This window comes from Paenibacillus sp. USDA918EY (genome assembly GCF_009870825.1).
GTDB lineage: Bacteria > Bacillota > Bacilli > Paenibacillales > Paenibacillaceae > Paenibacillus_AQ > Paenibacillus_AQ albilobatus.
The window spans coordinates 179423-197694 of record NZ_WTWY01000005.1; the positions used below are offsets into that span (position 1 = coordinate 179423).

Annotated in this window: 17 protein-coding genes; 3 read left to right on the forward strand and 14 right to left on the reverse strand. The window is 48.5% G+C overall.

Features of this window, described 5'->3' with window-relative positions; all coding sequences use genetic code 11:
• Positions 1–345: 345 nt before the first annotated feature.
• The 8 genes from xerS to GQY55_RS12935 form a co-directional block, all read right to left on the reverse strand.
• On the reverse strand, positions 346–1416 hold the full coding sequence (gene xerS / locus GQY55_RS12900) for a tyrosine recombinase XerS (RefSeq protein WP_160041917.1): 1071 nt from the start codon (positions 1414–1416) through the stop codon (positions 346–348).
• Positions 1417–1793: 377 nt separating this feature from the next.
• Positions 1794–2231, reverse strand: coding sequence for a DoxX family protein (locus tag GQY55_RS12905; RefSeq protein ID WP_160041919.1), 438 nt, complete (start codon positions 2229–2231; stop codon positions 1794–1796).
• A gap of 596 nt (positions 2232–2827) precedes the next feature.
• On the reverse strand, positions 2828–3799 hold the full coding sequence (locus GQY55_RS12910; RefSeq protein ID WP_160041921.1) for a helix-turn-helix transcriptional regulator: 972 nt from the start codon (positions 3797–3799) through the stop codon (positions 2828–2830).
• 702 nt (positions 3800–4501) lie between these two features.
• Positions 4502–5749 (reverse strand): MFS transporter, encoded by a 1248-nt coding sequence (locus tag GQY55_RS12915; RefSeq protein WP_160041923.1) that lies wholly within the window; start codon positions 5747–5749, stop codon positions 4502–4504.
• A 452-nt stretch (positions 5750–6201) separates the two neighbouring features.
• Entirely contained in the window at positions 6202–7179 is a 978-nt protein-coding gene (locus GQY55_RS12920; RefSeq protein WP_160041925.1) for a phosphotransferase enzyme family protein, read from the reverse strand.
• Positions 7180–7373: 194 nt separating this feature from the next.
• Positions 7374–8807 (reverse strand): DUF4179 domain-containing protein, encoded by a 1434-nt coding sequence (locus tag GQY55_RS12925; RefSeq protein ID WP_160041927.1) that lies wholly within the window; start codon positions 8805–8807, stop codon positions 7374–7376.
• Positions 8808–8827: 20 nt separating this feature from the next.
• On the reverse strand, positions 8828–9322 hold the full coding sequence (locus tag GQY55_RS12930) for a sigma-70 family RNA polymerase sigma factor (RefSeq protein WP_160042292.1): 495 nt from the start codon (positions 9320–9322) through the stop codon (positions 8828–8830).
• A 355-nt stretch (positions 9323–9677) separates the two neighbouring features.
• Positions 9678–10013, reverse strand: a complete 336-nt coding sequence (locus tag GQY55_RS12935; RefSeq protein ID WP_160041929.1) for a winged helix-turn-helix transcriptional regulator — start codon at positions 10011–10013, stop codon at positions 9678–9680.
• A gap of 142 nt (positions 10014–10155) precedes the next feature.
• On the opposite strand from GQY55_RS12935, the gene GQY55_RS12940 reads away from it, so the two are divergent.
• The gene (locus tag GQY55_RS12940) at positions 10156–11001 is read left to right on the forward strand and encodes an NmrA/HSCARG family protein (protein WP_160041931.1); all 846 of its coding nucleotides are present in this window, start codon (positions 10156–10158) and stop codon (positions 10999–11001) included.
• A gap of 59 nt (positions 11002–11060) precedes the next feature.
• On the opposite strand, the gene GQY55_RS12945 is transcribed toward GQY55_RS12940, so the two are convergent.
• The 4 genes from GQY55_RS12945 to GQY55_RS12960 form a co-directional block, all read right to left on the reverse strand.
• Positions 11061–11450: a RidA family protein gene (locus GQY55_RS12945; RefSeq protein ID WP_160041933.1), complete on the reverse strand. Its 390-nt coding sequence runs from the start codon at positions 11448–11450 to the stop codon at positions 11061–11063.
• A 278-nt stretch (positions 11451–11728) separates the two neighbouring features.
• On the reverse strand, positions 11729–12703 hold the full coding sequence (gene glpX, locus GQY55_RS12950; protein WP_160041935.1) for a class II fructose-bisphosphatase: 975 nt from the start codon (positions 12701–12703) through the stop codon (positions 11729–11731).
• A 58-nt stretch (positions 12704–12761) separates the two neighbouring features.
• On the reverse strand, positions 12762–13565 hold the full coding sequence (locus tag GQY55_RS12955) for a pyruvate, water dikinase regulatory protein (RefSeq protein ID WP_160041937.1): 804 nt from the start codon (positions 13563–13565) through the stop codon (positions 12762–12764).
• A gap of 13 nt (positions 13566–13578) precedes the next feature.
• Positions 13579–14220 carry a CBS domain-containing protein gene (locus GQY55_RS12960; protein WP_160042294.1) on the reverse strand — a complete coding sequence of 214 codons (642 nt, stop codon included), beginning with the start codon at positions 14218–14220 and terminating at the stop codon, positions 13579–13581.
• Between the two features lie 361 nt (positions 14221–14581).
• On the opposite strand from GQY55_RS12960, the gene GQY55_RS12965 reads away from it, so the two are divergent.
• Together GQY55_RS12965 and GQY55_RS12970 are read left to right on the forward strand one after the other, a co-directional pair.
• Entirely contained in the window at positions 14582–14815 is a 234-nt protein-coding gene (locus GQY55_RS12965) for a hypothetical protein (RefSeq protein WP_160041939.1), read from the forward strand.
• A 19-nt stretch (positions 14816–14834) separates the two neighbouring features.
• On the forward strand, positions 14835–15152 hold the full coding sequence (locus GQY55_RS12970) for a hypothetical protein (protein WP_160041941.1): 318 nt from the start codon (positions 14835–14837) through the stop codon (positions 15150–15152).
• 128 nt (positions 15153–15280) lie between these two features.
• On the opposite strand, the gene GQY55_RS12975 is transcribed toward GQY55_RS12970, so the two are convergent.
• Together GQY55_RS12975 and GQY55_RS12980 are read right to left on the reverse strand one after the other, a co-directional pair.
• Complete coding sequence (locus tag GQY55_RS12975) at positions 15281–16552, reverse strand: Gfo/Idh/MocA family protein (protein WP_160041943.1); 1272 nt, start codon at positions 16550–16552, stop codon at positions 15281–15283.
• A gap of 91 nt (positions 16553–16643) precedes the next feature.
• Complete coding sequence (locus GQY55_RS12980; protein WP_160041945.1) at positions 16644–18266, reverse strand: extracellular solute-binding protein; 1623 nt, start codon at positions 18264–18266, stop codon at positions 16644–16646.
• Between the last annotated feature and the right edge of the window lie 6 nt (positions 18267–18272).

Consider the following 18272-nt stretch of genomic DNA (forward strand, 5'->3'; position numbering starts at 1 on the left):
AACGTATTTCGCACATGACCCAAATATGCAGAAGGAGAGGATTCATCTGGGCCATAGAATTGGTGAGGTGTGTAACGTAGGAGCCAAAGAACCGCGAGTTTGAAATCAACGACAACAGAGAAATTCATTACAAATTATCAGTTAGGATCGTCCAATTTTGTCTAATGACACAAATGTGATCCGTATTGTAGGATTTTGAACAATTGCATTTCAAATTAAGTGGTAAAAATCCTTTTACACAAAGAAATAAGCATGTTAATGACATATGTACAAAATACGAGTTTTGTGAAAATGTATTAACGGAACGGCCTGACCGCAGGCCATTTCCACGTAAAAATCCATTTTTTATCTATCCATATTATTGACGGCTTTTCTCATCTCTTCATCCGTTAAATGCGTATAAATCATCGTCGTTTGGATCGACGAATGCCCGAGCTGATTTTTCAGCTTCGGTACGTCGTTGTTCTCCAGATGATAACGCGTCGCAAATGAATGCCTTAACGAATGCACGGTCAATGCCGGTTTTCCGAACGCTGCAGCGTACTTTTCGATCAGCTTTTCAATCGATCTCGGCGTCAGTCGCCGGCTTTGGCCTTTACGACCGATCGGAGCTGCTATAAATAAGTAATTTTCCGATTTTTTCGGTATATATCGGGTTTCGCGGATCTTCAAATAACTCTCCAGATCCATCAAGGCTTGCTGGCTAAAATATACATATTGCTCTTTATTGCCTTTACGCAGCACGCGCACTTGGCCTTTGTTCATATCCACATCCTCGAGGTTGATTCCAGCTACTTCGGATAAACGCAGTCCGGATCCAAGAATCAACGACACGATAGCCGTATCGCGTTCACGATTAAATTCATGGAAACGCAGCATCCGTTTGTTTGTTTTGATCATCTCACCGAAGTCATGCGATACAAACTGGCGGAACTTCTCAAAATCGTTTTCCCGGAGAATTTTCCCTTCAATTCGGTTGGCGATCGTTTCCTGGCTTTCTTTAATCGAATTAAAATCGATTTTGGCCATAACGTTCCGCTGAATATACGGCTTCAGATCCGCTGTTTCAGCCTTGTTCTGAAGATAATCAAAAAGCGATTTTAATGCGGATATTTTTCTGTTAATCGTATATTTGTTGTTTCCTAATCGATATTCCAAAAAAGCAAGGAAATTTTCAACTTCGCGCACCTTCAGCGATTCCAACACGGATAAATCAATGTCTTTGCGGTGATTTGACGCCAATTTTTCCTCGACAAGCCAATCAAAAAAAATGAGGTAATCATGGCAGTAATTCAACAGCGTCATGTGCGAAAGCTTCCGTTTGCGGCTATCTATAAATTCGGTAACGTACCATGGAAGTTCGCTGCATTTCTGATCAACGCGTTTCATGTAATGCAGCCTTGCGTTTTTATCCATTTCCTGCTAAAACCTCCTTACTATCAGTATAACCATTATCTATTTATTCGTAAAATTATTATTTTACGTAATTTTAAAGCACGAATAACCGCCTAAAAAAGTCAGCCGCACGGAGCTGCTTTTGTATCCGAATCCTCCCGCTTCTATTGCAAATAACCATTTTTAAAATAGCCATAACGTCTTAAACGATCCTTGATTAAAGTTATCTTTTCAAATTTTATTCTTCCATGAATATCCCTCTACTTCAATAATAAAAAAGCATCCCTTATTAAAGGAATGCCCTTCCATACACTTCTTGTATACATGAAACTTCCGTTTGTATTTGATATCGGGTTACGCTCGTAAGAAAAATGCGGTTACAAAGCATATACATAGATTCATTTGAATGCTAAACTTTGTTTTTTTGCACGTTCTATAGTATTGCCAAGCAAACTCCCTAAGATTCGGCTTTGTGGTCTCAGTATCCATGAAGCGATGTTAAGCGCAGCATACGAAAGAGGAAGAATCATATTAAAACCGTAATTACCGTAATCATTAGCAAACGCATGAGATAATGCCGCACCAGTCATTAAAAAGAAAATTCCGGCGTGAACCCATTCTTTAAGTCGAGGAAAACCTGGCACGAGGAGTGCAATGGCTCCGAGCACTTTCCATATCCCAAGAATGGTCATGATGTATAATGGGTAACCAAGATTCGTCACTAACTCGACGTTTCCCCCATATTGCATGAGTTGCCCGATACCACTTAACATAATAGCTACTACAAGTAGTGATGTGACTGTCCAATAAGCAATCTTTTTTCCATTCGTTTTCATCCTTGATCCCTTCCTCCTTTTTAAATGAACCAAATGATTTTTCCTTTTCACTTGATGGGTTTATCATAGCCTTAAATTAAGTCAAAAAATGATACTGTTTAGGAGCCTCCATAAAAAAGCAAACGGATTAATCGATCTTCCAACAGCTTACCTATGTCCCCCATCGCCTTGAATTTTCGACTGTCAAACAAGGCTTCATTATCTAGGTAATACAATATCAGCATTTATTTCGGTATCTCATTTACGGTAAAACAAAAAAAGCCGCAACCACGCGACTTTAAGGATCTATGCTCTTGTCATCCGACATCTTTCTTTTCGATAAGCTCATATATTTAGCGAGTAGGGAGAAATCATATTGACTGAATTGATATATGTAACCACATTACTCATATTGGCGCGCTCGATAGATTCTTTAAGCAACCTCATGTCAATTTTTTCCGCCAACATTGATTCCGTGGAGTAATGCGACATAGACCATAATTACCTTCCAGAGTATATTGTTTCAAAATTCGATTGTGTTACTTGGCTGTATCAGCCCTGCCACAGCCCTATCTCTAAGTTGACCCAGGTTCGCTAACAAGCGTTGTCAGCTAAGTTCAATCAGAATCGTTTTGATAATGTTTTGCGATTTCGTATGCCATTTCCCGTATCCGATGCTTCAGCTCCAGAGGCTCCCGAATGCAGATGCCCGTGCCGAAGCTCATCAGATACATCGGAAGGTATTTGTTCATCGTCGGAACGTCGAGCAAAAACCGCGCCTCCCGATCGGTCCGTTCCGTCAAATAGTGGCGCAGATGCCAGTGAGCGCAAAGCGCGTTCAGCGTGTCAGGTTCCCCCTCGATGCGGATAACTGTCAGCGGTCCGTACGCCTCCCGTTTTTGTTCGGACTGGTCGCGGAAAAAGGCGGCCGCGGAAAATCGCTCCGGCTTTTCGAACGACGCTTCGGTTGGCTCCAACCGCTCGATGCGGTCCACACGAAACGTCCGCACTGCCTGCGACCGATGACAGAACGCGACAGCGTACCATTCGTTTCGGTCGTAAGCCAACCCGTACGGATTGATTTCACGTTCGTCGGCCTGTTCCGCATTTGCTTTTCGATAAGCGATGCGGATCGTTCGCCTGTCCTTCTCCGCCTGTTCCAGGTCCCTAAGCAGCGGAACGACGGAAGGCGGACGTGCCGGAGTAATCACATCCAAACCGCCCGTCTGAAGGGACAGATCGTGGCGCTGCTCTTCGTGCAGCCCGTTCTCCACCTTGGCAAGCGCGCTTTCCAGTTCCTCTGTATACGGATAGCCGGCGCCTTGCGCAAACTTGAACGCTTCCACAAGCGCCTTCAGCTCTACGCTGCTAAAGAACAAAGGTGTTTCCTTGAAGCTCTCCAATATGCTTATGCCTCCGTCATGTCCCGATTCCGCGACGACCGGCACGCCGCTGGCACCTAATGCGTCGATATACCGGTACACAGTGCGGACGCTGATCTCCAAACTCTCCGCGATCTGCGCGGCGGTGAGCTTCCTTCCGGATCGGAGCATCCAGAGCATGGACAGCATGTTATCCCATTTCGCCATAGGGAGTATCCTCATTTCTTCAAAATGAAACTGATTTGGGTATTGTTCATTTGTGCTAACGTCAGTGTTGCATTTTTCTGACCATCGATGAAGTTGCTCGTTTATTTCTCACTAGCAAGTTATACCATAGATTATAAAATAAAATGTTAGTCCTTGTCCTCAATGACTATTTCAAGAAGGCAAGATGGACGCGGAAATTCCGATACGAATAGAACGGAGACCAACGGTGGATGATCTAATGAACCGGCCACCTCTTGAAACGCTTTATAACCAATTTGCGGGTCACTCCCACGAACTAAATAGATATTTAGTTTGACCAGATTGGCGAAACTTGCATTTCAGAAGCTAAAATAGTTGCAATATTATGAAGCGCCTGTTTCGTCTGCAGTTCCAGATCAGCCGCTCCAATTAGCCTACCTGCTGAATTCGTAGCATTTTGTCCTCCTTTATAAATGGTTTTTACCTTTCTACTTACGGTAATCGCCTGACTAAATGCTTTGAATACAAATAAACCCTCCGGGTTTTTATGCTCTATTTACTATCAAGACTTTAACTCATCGATGCTCTGCTTCCATGAAAAATAAAAAAGCCTGCATTTACATATGCAGACCTTTTTGCACCTTTTGATCTTTCCCACCGCTTCAGCCTTGCTTTAACGAAAGAAGTCTTCTTCGTAGCAATTGAATCAACATAAAACCTCGTTCAAACCCGATCCGGCAAATCGGCTGCTTTGGCTTTCAAACCGCCCTTCACCTTAAACAGCGGAATGAGAGCCAGCACGCCCGCCAAAATGAACATACCTGCAAGGATAAAAACAGCGACAAGCGAAAACGCGTTTTTGGCGATCCCGGAAAACATCATGGTCACGACCATGGAACCCGTAAAGAGCGGGCTCAAAATCCCGTTGACCCGGCCGAGGAACGACTCTTCGGTATTTTGCATCATCAGCGTGTTGATCCCGATATTGACGCACGGAAAAACCAGGCCGCTAAAGAACTGCAGCGCAAGCGTGACCGCATAATTCGTCGACAGTCCCATGGCAGCGGTCGTCAAACCGACGGCAGCCATGCTGAACGTGAGCAGCTTTTGCGGCGATACTTTGCTGGAAAAGCTCATAGCCGCGACGCCGCCGATGATCATGGCGATGCCGTTTATCAAGGAGAACCACTGCAGATCGGATTCCGGACGTCCAAGCCGCTCCGTGATCAGAAAGATGCTCAGCGGTTGGATCAGCCCAAAGCCAAGTCCGACCGCAAAAAAAGCACCGCCGAGATTCCGCAAAATTACGCTTGAACGGATATACCGAACCCCTGCTTTAATGTCTTCCCAAACCCGCGCTTTTTCGCCTTCGCCATCCATCTTGCGGTCCCGCGGCAGAAACGAAAGCGAAGCGGCCGATAGCAGGAAAGCAATCCCCATGATGCTGATGGCCGTCTCGATGCCGTAGGTTTGGTACACGTACATGCCCACCACCGGCCCGAATATCATGAAAACGGCAAACAGCGTTTGGTAGGCAGACATCCCTTTTTGCAGCAAATGCTCCGGCACATGCAGCTTGAACAGCTTCAATCCGGCAGGCTGCGAAAATTGGGACAAGATGGACGACACGAACGTGGCGAAAAATACGATTTTCCATGAACCGAACATCATGGCAAGCAATATGGCCACAATGGAAGCGGCGCTTAACAAATCACAACTTACCATCGTCCTCTTCGGCCTCCAGCGGTCCGCAAAGGTTCCTCCGACAAACGAAAACACGAAGATCGGCGCGTATTCCGCGACGGATATCATGGAGACGGCAAACGCATCATCATGGGTCATTTTTTTCACGTACAGCAGTATAGCGATGTTTCGTACCCAAATCCCGATCTGTAAAAACAAGGTGGACATCAAAATCACCTGCACGAAACGGTTGCTCAGCAGGGATGATGCCGATGCTTTGGCATTCATAGTTTTTTCTCTCCCTTCCCTGAATAATGCAGTAACGCTGCCCTGTTCATATAGCAACAAGCCTTCATCACAGAACAATGTTACATATTTTTCTTTTGATTCTTTGTTAACCCCTTTTTTTCCATTACATGCTGTTTTAAACGGATAAACAAAGAACGCGACCAACACTCTGCTTGCTTAGAGATATGATGGAATAGCGTTGTGTTTGTAGCTAGCAGCGATTTGAACGTATTCCCGCCCGATGATCTCTTCCGCACAAACAATGTAACATAACATTGTTACGTTGTAAAACAAAATTTTACTTTTTTACGATAAAACTAATACCTGCCTCGCTCCATAAAAAAGCAGCCCATCCACGGTAGATTCAGGCTGCATTCTATTACATAAGCTGATGCATTGTATTCGAGTCGGATTCGATTCAGTCCGTAACATCCATTTTCTATTGGACAGGATCAGGTTATTTTATAAAAAATGCGTTCGCCGTTTAAAAACGGGATGCAGTAGTTGGCGCAAAGCCGCGGCATTCGCTCCTCCATCCAGGTATGCACCGATTCGTTCCCCATTTGAAAGGCGTAATATCCGATAATAGCGACGAGCATAAACCCTTCCAGCAGAGCGAAGTCCCTTTCATGCAGGTCGTCATGTCCAAAGTAGCCTCGCAAAAAGGTGTCCCTGTGTTCCGCCGGAATGATTAACGCCCCCATAGCCACGTCAAGCAAGTAATATCCGGGTCCGAAAAAGCCAAAATCGATCAGATGCAGTTTCCCTTCCGGAGATACGATCACATTCCCCATTCCCAAATCGCCGTGAATTAGCCCCCATGAAGCGGGCGATGTGCCGATCTTTCCGAGCCTGGCGTTGATCAAAAGGATGCTTTGTTCGATGACGTCGACGTCGGCGGGCGTAAATAAACCGAGCCGCAGACCAAGACGAATTTTGTTCGCCATTTCAGTAAGATAAGCAATCCCTTGGGCGGGACGGTTTTCTACAGTCATGGATTGATATTGACGGTAAAAAGAATGAAGTTCTGCAATTTGTTGGCCAAACCTTTGTACGAGCCCTGCATCCTGGACGTCCTCTTTGCAAACATCTCTTCCTTCCAGCCACGTCAACAGCGAGCAGTTCAGGCGTTTTCCATCATGCTCAATGACCGTAATCAATTCTCCCTCTTCATTGCGAATGGGCTTTTGTACGACCAAGCTGCTCCCACCGGCTAAAGCCTCCAGCATTTCCAGTTCGCCGAGCAGGCCGTCGTACGTATGCTGCAATCCTGCCATGCTTTCTTTTACCGGCTCATGAATGCGCAGCAAATAGGAGCTGCCGCCGGCGTCACGGACCCGGTACGTGCGATTTTCGTTGTGCCTAAGAAACGTAATTTCCGGCCGATCGATGCCAAAACGGCTTGTGATTCGATACAGGATCTCGTCCATCGTCTCTACCTCCCCCTCGCTGCTATTTTTAATCCTTTTGAAAACAATCCTTTTTGACAAAAACTTCTCGCCGCCTGAAAAATAATTCCGATTTGATCCAAGTATAGGATGAAAAGATATCCGGGAGCAACGAAAAAGGCAGGGAAAAGAAGGTCTGAAGCGCTCTTTTTCCTGCCTTTATATCGATTTTTGTCTCACTTATTCGGCTGGTTGGTAACCAGTTCTACGGATTGCGACTCCATGATGGGGTTCCAATATTTCTTCACCCCGATGGTCAGCGGCTGCGGATAGTTGAGGGCTTCTTTTCCGAAATTATAGGCGTTGTAGTCCTCCGTGTAGTCATCCGCAGTAGAAACCAAATGCCCTCCTTGCTTGATGTTTTCCGGGGATAGCCTTTTATGTTTTACGCCATTGGCATCCGTGAAGCTGTCCTCCAGCCACATCCCGAAGCTTTCCGCCGCTTGCGCTTTTTCAAGCTTGAAATGGAACAAAATTTCCCCCGCTCCTGCCGGATTATCCGGTTCAATGATTTGAATGTGCGTATCGGGCGCCTCAATAATTTGCTTTTTGTTCAAATCGACCACGATTTTCATTTTGTTTTTATCCAAAGCGGCCATGCCGGCGATTTTCAGGTCGGTGCGGTCCAGCCGGTCAAATTCGTTTGTTTTAAACACCAGCGTGACTTTCGTATCGTCGGAAAACATCGTATCCGGATAATATACTTTTTTGGTTTCGTCGCCGCTTTTTCCGATCAAAACGGGATTTAGCAGCTTAAAAATTTGTTTGTCGTTGCTCTTGTCGTATTCCAGATCCACGTAGGCGTTCAGCGGCGTAAACTGCACTTGGCGCACGTTGATTTTTTGCCCGTCGACGATCAGCGTGCTGCCCGGGTGGTAAATTCGCTCCTCGTTTTTGAACAAGTTTGGTTCGAGTGGAAGCGTAAATTTGAATTGATCCCGGTAATTGCCGCTGGTGGCATCCCAAATTTTAACGCCTATCGTCGCGCCTTCCTTATAAGGAGCAGATGGCACAAGGTTTGCCGTATACACATAATAACCTGTCTGTCCCGGCATGAGTGCATTACTGCCCATGGCATGCTTCGACTCCGCCCTTATAGAGGATGCTTCGACTCCTCCGAATTCGAGAAAATCTATTAAAGAATAACCCGTATGATCCGTATTATTTGTCGCGCTGTACATGATATATGCTTTACGTCCGTCCGTGAAAGCGCCCGCAATATCGATGCGGAACCCTTTGCGCTCCACGCTTTGATTGATCGGCTTTACGATGCCTTTGTCGAGTGCGGCAGCGATGCCTTGATCGTATTTGGCAATCGGGCGGAAAGATTCCAAATCTGCCGGTTGCGGTATGCTTGTCGTTTGCACGAGATCGTATTGTTTTTCCTTTGGCGCGACTCCCAGCGAAGACACGGTGATGAGTATCGCTGCCGCGGTTGCGGCGATGGCCCCGATTCCGTACAATAATTTTCGTTTTCTCATTTCCCGGCTCCTCCCTTGTGCAATGCCTTTTCGTACCGCCGTGGATAGCTTCATCTCCGGCAGGTGATGAACTCTTCCGCTCACGTCCTCCGAATCCCGCTCCAGAATGCGCTGTTCTTTTTCCAGCATGTATCCATCGCCTCCTGTCTTTACAGATATTTACGAAGCTGTTTTAGCCCTTCGCGCAGCCAGCTTTTGATGGTGCCCTCCGGTTTTTGAAGCACCTTGGCGATTTCGGCTGTCGTCATGTCCTGGTAATATTTCAGCATCACGACGTGGCGGTACTTTTTCTTCATCTTGGCCATGGCCCGCTCCAAGTCGATCCGGTCGCTGCTTTTCATTTCCTGAACCGCTTCTTCCTTGATCGTTTCCGACGGGAAAACGCGTTTTTTGCGCCTCAGCTCGTCCATGCAGCAGTTGATCGTAATCCGGATCAGCCACGGTGTAAAAGCTTGCTCGTTTTTGAGTTTTTTGCGTTTCATCCATGCCCGGCAGGACACTTCCTGCACGATTTCAAGCGCGTCCGCTTCGTTCCGCATGTAGCTGTAAGCGATCGAATACAATTTGCGCTGCTCCTCCGCCAGGCATTTGAAAAAAGCTTCCTCGTCCATAACCCCTAAACTCGCGACGTTGATTTTGTTCATCGTGTTTTCCAACCATCACCGCCCCCCTTCTCTCTTTATTCCGGTATGAGATGGAATCTTTCAACCCTCACTAACATATGTAAGACGCTTCAGCTCCGAAAAACGATTAAAAATAATTTTACCATTTTATTCCGTTTGGATCCTTTACACGCAGCAAAACAGCCTCATGCTGGATGCACCAGGCTGTTTCATGCAGACAACGGTTATTCAATTCATGCCTGATGCAAACTGAACAAAACGATCTGCCCATTCCGCAAACGAAAGCCGCTTGTTCCAGGTTACGCTATCAGTGGCATAGGCGCATCCCCAGTCCAGCACTCGTTGATGAAGAAGGTGAACTTTTAGCTGCATAAGATCACTCTATGCCGCCGCCCCATTTTTCTCCCCAGCTCCGCATTTCGGAAATAACGGTTTTAAAATCCTTTCCTTTTTCGGTCAAGGAATATTCCACGGTGACAGGTACGGTGGGAAGCACGGTCCGCTTAACGATTTCATTTTGTTCCAAATGACGCAGCGTATCGGTCAAAGATTTGGTGCTGATGTGCTTCAAAGTTCTACGCATCTGGTTAAAACGCTGAACGTCATGGCAAAACAGTTGTCCCAGAACCAAAAAGGACCACTTCCCCCCCAGTACCTCAATGGCCTGCTGGATGTTGTAAAGACACTGTTCTTCTTCCGTTTTTATGCTCATACATTTCTCCTATAAAAAAGATAGTAAATTCACTTTTTGAAACTATATTTAAAAATATTGCCTTCTTTAAATCTTATTTCATCCCAATTACACTATCAACAGCGGATTTATCGCTTACTTGCAAAGCTAAGGAGGAAAAGGAATGTCTTCTAAAATCATTTTGGTGACTGGGGCTACGGGACAACAAGGAGGTACCGTGGCAAGGCAGCTGTCGGCAAACGGGTGGAAGGTTCGTGCCTTGGTGCGCGATCCCGGCCACCCCGCTTCGCAATCGCTTATGAAGCCAGGGATCGAAGTCGTAAAGGGGGATTTGGAGGACTCCGATTCGTTGCTGCGCGCCATCAAAAACGTATATGGGGTGTTTAGCGTTCAATCCTTGGATCTAAATCATCCCGAAAAGGAAGAACAGCAGGGGAAACGTTTAGCGGAAATCGCCAAGGCAACGGGAGTGTCGCATTTTGTTTACAGTTCCGCGGCTGGTGCCGATCGAAATACAGGAATTACCTCATTTGAAAATAAGGGAAAAATTGAGCGGTATATTCAAGCGTTAAATCTTCCGGCAACAATCCTTCGCCCTGTCATGTTCATGGAGAACTTTAGATTTACTCTCCAAAAAGTCGATGGCCAAATTTTACTTCCTTATAAAGGTGAAGCGGATACAAGAGTACAAATGATTGCCGTTCAGGACATTGGCGTATTTGCGCGGATAGCTTTCGAGCAGCCGGATCAATTCATCGGACAATCGCTGGAGATTGCCGGCGATGAGCTATCGGTCAAAGAGCTTGCTGAACATATAAGCCGTTTTTTTGCCACCGCTGCCGTCTATCCGCACTCGGCCCCCGTTCCGAAACATGAACACGACGGAATCAAAGCCACCCAGTTCTTTATCAGGGAAGGTTACAAGGCGGATCTGGAATATCTCAGGCAGCTTCATCCCGATCTTTTGAGTTTTGCATCCTGGCTGCCGCAATCGAACATTTCATTTTAAATTGGGCATAGAGCGGAATAAAAAAAGCAGCCCATCTTCATGAGCTGCTTGTTCCAAGCTTACGGAATCATTGCGATGACTTCGATTTCGACAAGTCCGTCCTTCGGCAGTTTGGCCACCTGAACGGCGCTGCGGGCAGGGAACGGCTGCGCGAAATAGCTTGCATAAATCTCGTTCACTTTCGCAAAATCGTTCATGTCGTTCAGGAACACCGTCGTTTTAACCACGTGGGACAAGTCCGTGCCTGCGGCTTCAAGGATCGCTTTCGCGTTTTTCAAGGATTGATGGGTTTGCTCTTCCACCGTTGCCGGCATTTCGCCCGTAGCGGGATCGATGCCGAGTTGTCCGGAAGCGAACAGCAGATTACCCATGCGAACGGCCTGCGAATATGGACCGATCGCTCCAGGGGCGTTTGTCGTTGCGATGGGCTGAATCGTTGGTTGTGTCATAGTCATGGCTCCTTCATTCTTTTTTAAGAGAAAACCTGATCAAATGCAGTATTGTCGGACCTAAGATTAATGACGCGTACAAGACCGATAGGTGTCATTCAATGGAATTGGTAAGAAAATGACGCGTACGCAATAAGGCTTGGGAAACCAACAATGATGTTCATATAATAATATTTTATTACTATGATATGAATTTATCAAGCATAAATAACATTAAACACCAACAAAGGACGGGCATATTTCGCCTATCCTTTGTTGGTCATTGGCTCAGCTACGATTTACATCGCTGCATGCGTCAATACTTCTCTCGTTAACGGGAGCTTATGAATCGTACGCAGGAAGCTGACCATCTGGCTTTCGGAATGCATAATGACGGAATGGGTTTCAGCTTTTTGGTTCTGCATATAACGAACGCCGTTCAAAAAATCTCCTCCCGTAATGCCGGTGGCGACGAAAATGACGTTTCCCGTTCCAACCAAATCATCCATGTAAAGCAGCTGACCGGGATCCGGGAGTCCCATTTTTATTACGCGGGCCGTTTCTTCGGGGCCGTCCGGCAGCAGACGTCCTTGCATTTCTCCCCCCAGGCTTTTCAGCGCCGCAGCGGCCAAAACGCCTTCGGGAGCCCCGCCGGAACCGATGTACATATCCACGTCGCTGTCCGTGGCCGCTTCGATGGCCCCCATGACGTCGCCATGGTTCAACAGCTTGATGCGGACGCCGGCTTTCCGAAGCGCCGCGATCAGCCCGCGATGGCGTTCCCGGTCCAAAATCGATACGGTCATCTCGGACATCGATTTGTTCAAGATGCCGGACGCTTTCGCCAGCGTCGTCTCGATCGGGTCGTCCAATGACAGGTGACCGGCAAGCAGCGGCCCTACGGCCAATTTCTCCATATAAATGTCGGGGGCGTGCAGCAGATTTCCTTCCGGTGCCGCGGCCAATACCGAAATCGCGTCGTTCAGCCCATTGGCCACCGTTTCGGTCCCTTCGATCGGATCGACCGCAATGTCGATTTTCGGGCCTTTGCGGTTCCCTACGTTTTCGCCGATATACAGCATCGGCGCTTCATCCATTTCGCCCTCCCCGATCACGACGGTCCCATCAATAGCCACGGAGTTCAGATGACTCCGGATCGCCGTGGTGGCAGCCTCGTCTGCGCTGTTTTTGTCTCCTCTTCCCGTCCAGCGAGCCGCCTCAAGCGCAGCTTTCTCCGTAATGCGAACGAGCTCCAAAGCTATTTGATGTTCCATTTTCTTTTTCCCTCCATCTATCCATGAAAGTATATTTGAACATTTTTAAAATCTTGAATTAGAAAAATTGCATAATAAGACCTGCGGTTTCTTCGATCGCTTTATCCGTAACGTCGATGACCGGACAGCCTAACGATTCATACAACGACTGCGCGTATTTTAATTCGGCCTGCACGCGTTCCAGGGATGCATAATGGGCTTCGATGGGAAGGCCCAACGATTTGAGGCGTTCGGAACGGATTTTGACCAGCTGCCCGGCGTCGATATGAAGTCCGAAGATTTTGCCTGTCGTCACCTCGCGCAGCTGCGCCGGTGGGGCCAGCTCGGGAACGACGGGGTAATTGACGACCTTTTTCCCTTTATGTGCCAAAAAAATCGACAGCGGCGTTTTCGAAACTCTGGATACGCCAAGCAGGATAATGTCCGCTTTGAGGATTGCTCCCACATCTTTGCCGTCATCGTTGGCGACCGCAAATTCAACGGCCTCGATGCGGCGGAAGTAGTCTTCGTCCAGTCGGTGCAAAAGGCCGGGCAGCCGTTTCGGCGTATCGTTAAACGTATCGATGACCGCCTGCATCATGGGCCCCATAATATCGACAGTCCGGACGTTGAGACGAATGGATTCCTCCTTGATGGCCTCCCGAAGCTCCGGCTGAACGATCGTGTAGACGACAAGCCCGCCGCGTACGGCCACTTCCTCCATCAACCGCGTGATTTCATCTTCATGCCGCACATTCATGATTCGTTTGATCTCCGTGTTCGTCAGCTCAAACTGCCGAAGGGTTGCCACGGCGACTGCTTCCGCAGTTTCGCCGATGGCATCCGAGCATATGGCTATAACACGAGTTGACGCCTGTTTCATCCCATTCCTCCCACTATTCCGGTGCTAATATCTCAAGCATCTTTCGAATGATATTCGTTTTGGAAATCCGTCCGACCACGCGAACCTCCCCGTCAACGCCGGACTCCGCGGGCACGACGACCGGCAGGCTGTCGATTTGGTGCGTGATGATCTTTCGGGCCGCATCAAGAACGGTGTCTTCCGGAGACACGGTCACCACATTGGCTCTGCGGGTCATGATAAAACTCACGGGCATGTTGGAAGCTGCCGCATTTCCAAGCGTCACTTTCAGCATGTCTTTGCGCGACACGATGCCGACGAGTTTGCCTTCTTCATCGGTAACGATGAGATGGCCCACGTTTTCCAGAAACAATGTCACCGCCGCATCATGGATCGTCGTCGTTTCCCGCACGATCACGGGAACGCCGTGAATATCGCCGACCTTCAGATCCAGGAGAGACGATTTGCTTTCTTCGGCCGCGGTTTTTTTGGTTCCCGGAAAGTAACCCACCTTCGGTTTGGCTGCAATGTAATCGAGACAGACGAGGATGGATAAATCCGAACGGATCGTCGGTCTCGTTAAATTGAGCATTTCGGCGATTTGCTCGCTCGTGACGGGAGCGTGCTTTTTGACGATATCGAGAATTTCCTGTTGGCGCGGAGTCAGTTTTATAATGGTGGCCTCCTCCCTGTGGCGATCAATTTTCTGTTTGTATAATACGTCATATAAATAAATAAATCAATATATAATACATCCTATTTCATTTAAAACAACCTGATTATGAAATGAAATCCTTATTTTCTACGCACTTAAAAGGGTGCATGACATCCCGTTTTCATCACTTCATGATGTCTGATTTGGCTATCGAAAAATGAATAATTTCAGCGATTCCGCGCACGATAAGAATGGAAAACATGGCAGTGACATTGCTCCGTTCTTATTTTGCTGAAATCCGAAGAAAACATGCCTATTCGCATAACGACTTATACGTTTACCGATACATTTCCGAACGCCGAAAGGGGAGAAAACGAATCCAATGATGTACACCGTTCTGATCGTCCTCGCCGTCATCGTCTGCGCCGCTTCGCTGTTCATGTCGATTTCCATCATGCGCAAACAACAGCATCATGAACAAGATCAGATCCATCCCACGGTCGCCAGGCACCCGCTTCTCGCGAACCCCATTGTCATATTGTATTTGGCCGTTCCCGTGCTGATCGTGTTGGGCGCGCTTGCTTGGTGGTATTTCGAAATCAAAGGACTAACCTAATTCGTCAGGAGTGTTCGACTTGGAAAAGAAAAGATATTACGTATCCGTTCAATCCCGAACGATCATGCAATCCGAAGGCGATTCGGCTTACGAGTTCGTCATCGAAGCGACGCCGGAAGAAATTACGGCGCTTCGCGGACTTTTCGACTCGATGCACCATTTTGACATGGAAACCTATTACCGTATGCATTATCCGGGCATCCCGGAGCATTATGACCGGGATAACGATTATTTCGAGCGCGACCTGAAGGATATTTATCAGATGTTGTACCGCCTGGGGACGCAGGAAACCAAAGATCACATCACGTCGATGAATGTGCTCGAAGAAAGGCTCTAAATCCGCCTAGCCTCCTGATCGGCATCCCCGTTTCGCCCTAAATGCAAAAAAAAAAGATCTGCACCAGCCCCGTATCGGAGCCATGCAGATCTTTTTATACAACCAGTTTATGAATTAGGACGTCATAATTATTGGGCCGAATCGGCGTTGGCAGGCTGCCATTTTTCCATAAAATCGCTTAATTCGATGACCTGCCCTCCGTTCAGCCGGGATTCTTCCGCGGCAAAAGCGATCATGTGGCTGCGCACCGAAACGGAGGCCGACGTTAACCCTTCTCCGCCGCTGTAATCTCTTACCTGATTCATGAAGCTTCGCACGATGCCGCTGTCCCCGCCGCCATGGCCGCTGGTTTGGACGGGAATTTCGATGGTTGTCTTCTGGTGGGTAAGAAAATCATACAGCGTGATTTTGTCTTCTTCCCCGCGCAGCTCGCCCTGCGTACCCATAATTTGAATCCGCCGTTCCTGCTCGAACGTAAAGCCGCACATGCTGAACATCGCCGTGGCGCCGCCTTCGAACTCCAGATTGACGACCTGATGGTCGACGACGTTGTTGTCGCTCCGGAACACGCAGCGGCCGTAGTCCGTCTCCTGCAATCCTTTGACGATGTTGTCCCTGGTCAGGTCCGGAGTAAAATGCCTTGCCCACCCTCGGAACTCGTTGCTTAGATAAAAGCGGGGCGCGGAGTATGCGCAATGGGGTTCCACGGCGCAGGTCAGGCAGCGGGCAGACGAACGCTCCGGCGCATTGCCTTCATGAAAATACTTCAAGGAACCGAAGGAGCTGACCCGAACGCAAGGACGATCCATAAGCCAGGAGAGGACATCCATGTCATGGCAGGACTTCTGCAGGATCATCGGGCTCGATTTGTCGGAATTGTTCCAGTTGCCCCGAACGAAGCTGTGGGCGATATGCCAATAACCGACGTTTTCGTTTAATTGGATGGAGACGATTTCCCCGATCCGCCCTTCCTGAATCACTTTTTTAATCGTGCTCCAAAACGGCGTATACCGCAGCACGTGGCAAATCGTCAGCAAACGCCCCTGCTCGGCGGCCATCCGCTCCATCTCGAGACATTCCTCCGGCGACGGCGACATCGGTTTTTCCAACAAGACGTGATATTTCTGCTTTAATGCCTGCATCGTGGGCCCATGGTGCATCCGGTCCTGCGTGCAAATGATGGCGATGTCGGCCATCCGCGGCTCTTTCAGCAGCAGCTCCCAAGATTCGTAACACCGCTCCTGCGGGATGTTATGATCCTGCGCGAACTTGTCCCTGCGCACCGGGTCGGCCTCGGCCACGGCAACGACGTCCAGTTCATGCGGATAATCAAGCGCGTACCGGGCATACGCCCCTCCCCTTGCTCCCGCTCCGATTAAAACAGCTGTCAGTTTGTCCATGTTTGTTCTCCCCTACCCTTTGGTTGATGGAAATCCTTACAGGGATGCCTTCGGTAGAATACGAGACTCCTGCGTATACGGATTTTGTGATTTATTTGGCGTAACGCTCGGAAGCCGATTGATAAATCGCCACATAGCGGTCGACGCCCATTTTCTTCAATGCGGCAACGTATTGGTCCCAGTTATCGAAGGATTCATTGCCGGTGATGAACTTATCTCTCATTTCGTTGACGTAAGTTTCGATGTCCGTCTGGATCGTCGTCAGCTCGCTTTGCTCATCCTGCGTAAAGTTGAACGGCGGCCAGACCTGATCCTGCGGCAGCACGTAAGGTTCGGCTTTTTTGGCGTTTTCGACCGAAGTCGGAAGGCCTTCCGCCCCTTTAAAAAACTTCTGCTTGACGAATCCCGGATAATATCCGCCCGGCCAAATCAAATATTGCCCCACCGCCTGATCCAGGTTGAGACCATTCGGATTGTTTTTGATTTCGTCGGTATAGTCGACGTTGCCGTTTGCGTCTTCGGTATACGTTTCATCTTTCCAGCCCATGAAAAAGAGCTTGATGCCTTCGTCGCTGTAGAAATAATCCATCCATCTCATCATCGCTTCCGGATGTTTCGCTTTGTCCGTCAGCACGAACATGCCGATGTTGCCGAGCGGGGAACCGTATGCGTTATACTCCTGGTCGCCATGAGGCCCTTTTAAAACGGAAAGTCCGACATATCCCTTTTGGTTGTAGATGGCCACCGGATCCACGCTGTCGGACACGCCGAGCAGTCCCTGCATGCCTTTGGCATCGACTTCGGTGCTCTTGACCGAAACGATGTCCTGCTCCAGCAGCCCGTCTTTATACAGCTTGTTCACGAACTGGAGCAGTTCCTTATAACGCGGATCGGCTGGAATGAAGCGGATATTGCCGGTTTCGGGATCCGTATCCACGTTCAAGTTCGACGTGCCGTGGTTGTTCAGCCCGAAGGAACCCCGCAAATAATTGACGATGCCGGCCGTGCCGACCGCGCCCCATGCGATTTCGTCCTTTTGGCCGTTGCCGTTCGGATCTTTTTCCTTAAACGCCTTCAGCATGTTGTAAAAATCGTCCAGCGTCTCCGGCTGCTTCAGGCCGAGCTTATCCAGCCATTCCTGCTTTACCCACGGCGTGCCGTACAAAACGGATTTGAACTCGGGATCGTAAATGGTCGGCAGGCCGTAAATGTTTCCGTCCGGCATCGTGAGCCCTTTGGCGATGATCGGATATTTTTCCATCACGGCTTTGAAATTGGGAGCATATTTGTCGATCAGGTCGTTAAGCGGAATGAAGACGCCCTGTTTCCCGTATTTCAGCAGGTCGGACCTCGAAAAAGCCGAAGCGTAGAACATTTCCGGGTAGTCGTTGCCGGCGAGCAGCAGGTTCCGTTTTTCCTTCAACGTTTCGGTCTGGACGGTGTCCCACTGGACATGGATGTTCGACTTTTTCTCGTAGTCCTTCCACAGCCTGATGTTGTTCCAATCCGCATTAGCAAAAAATTTGGCGGCAAACGCTTTGACCGTGATGCTGTCGTTGACGATCGGGAAACCCTCCTGGTTGATTTTGGCGTCCGCCGCATCCTGCGCTTTTCCGCCTCCCGAATCGGCCGATTTGCCTGAGCTGCACCCCGCAAGCAACGTAATGGAAACCAGGCAGGCCAGCAGCATGTTCCCCCTTTTGCTTCTGTTCATCTTAAC

Coding starts and splice junctions, on each gene's coding strand:
- xerS (WP_160041917.1), bottom strand. CDS start 1,416: ATGGATAAAAACGCAAGGCTGCATTACATGAAACGCGTTGATCAGAAA.
- GQY55_RS12905 (WP_160041919.1), bottom strand. CDS start 2,231: ATGAAAACGAATGGAAAAAAGATTGCTTATTGGACAGTCACATCACTA.
- GQY55_RS12910 (WP_160041921.1), bottom strand. CDS start 3,799: ATGGCGAAATGGGATAACATGCTGTCCATGCTCTGGATGCTCCGATCC.
- GQY55_RS12915 (WP_160041923.1), bottom strand. CDS start 5,749: ATGAATGCCAAAGCATCGGCATCATCCCTGCTGAGCAACCGTTTCGTG.
- GQY55_RS12920 (WP_160041925.1), bottom strand. CDS start 7,179: ATGGACGAGATCCTGTATCGAATCACAAGCCGTTTTGGCATCGATCGG.
- GQY55_RS12925 (WP_160041927.1), bottom strand. CDS start 8,807: ATGCTGGAAAAAGAACAGCGCATTCTGGAGCGGGATTCGGAGGACGTG.
- GQY55_RS12930 (WP_160042292.1), bottom strand. CDS start 9,322: ATGAACAAAATCAACGTCGCGAGTTTAGGGGTTATGGACGAGGAAGCT.
- GQY55_RS12935 (WP_160041929.1), bottom strand. CDS start 10,013: ATGAGCATAAAAACGGAAGAAGAACAGTGTCTTTACAACATCCAGCAG.
- GQY55_RS12940 (WP_160041931.1), top strand. CDS start 10,156: ATGTCTTCTAAAATCATTTTGGTGACTGGGGCTACGGGACAACAAGGA.
- GQY55_RS12945 (WP_160041933.1), bottom strand. CDS start 11,450: ATGACACAACCAACGATTCAGCCCATCGCAACGACAAACGCCCCTGGA.
- glpX (WP_160041935.1), bottom strand. CDS start 12,703: ATGGAACATCAAATAGCTTTGGAGCTCGTTCGCATTACGGAGAAAGCT.
- GQY55_RS12955 (WP_160041937.1), bottom strand. CDS start 13,565: ATGAAACAGGCGTCAACTCGTGTTATAGCCATATGCTCGGATGCCATC.
- GQY55_RS12965 (WP_160041939.1), top strand. CDS start 14,582: ATGATGTACACCGTTCTGATCGTCCTCGCCGTCATCGTCTGCGCCGCT.
- GQY55_RS12975 (WP_160041943.1), bottom strand. CDS start 16,552: ATGGACAAACTGACAGCTGTTTTAATCGGAGCGGGAGCAAGGGGAGGG.
- GQY55_RS12980 (WP_160041945.1), bottom strand. CDS start 18,266: ATGAACAGAAGCAAAAGGGGGAACATGCTGCTGGCCTGCCTGGTTTCC.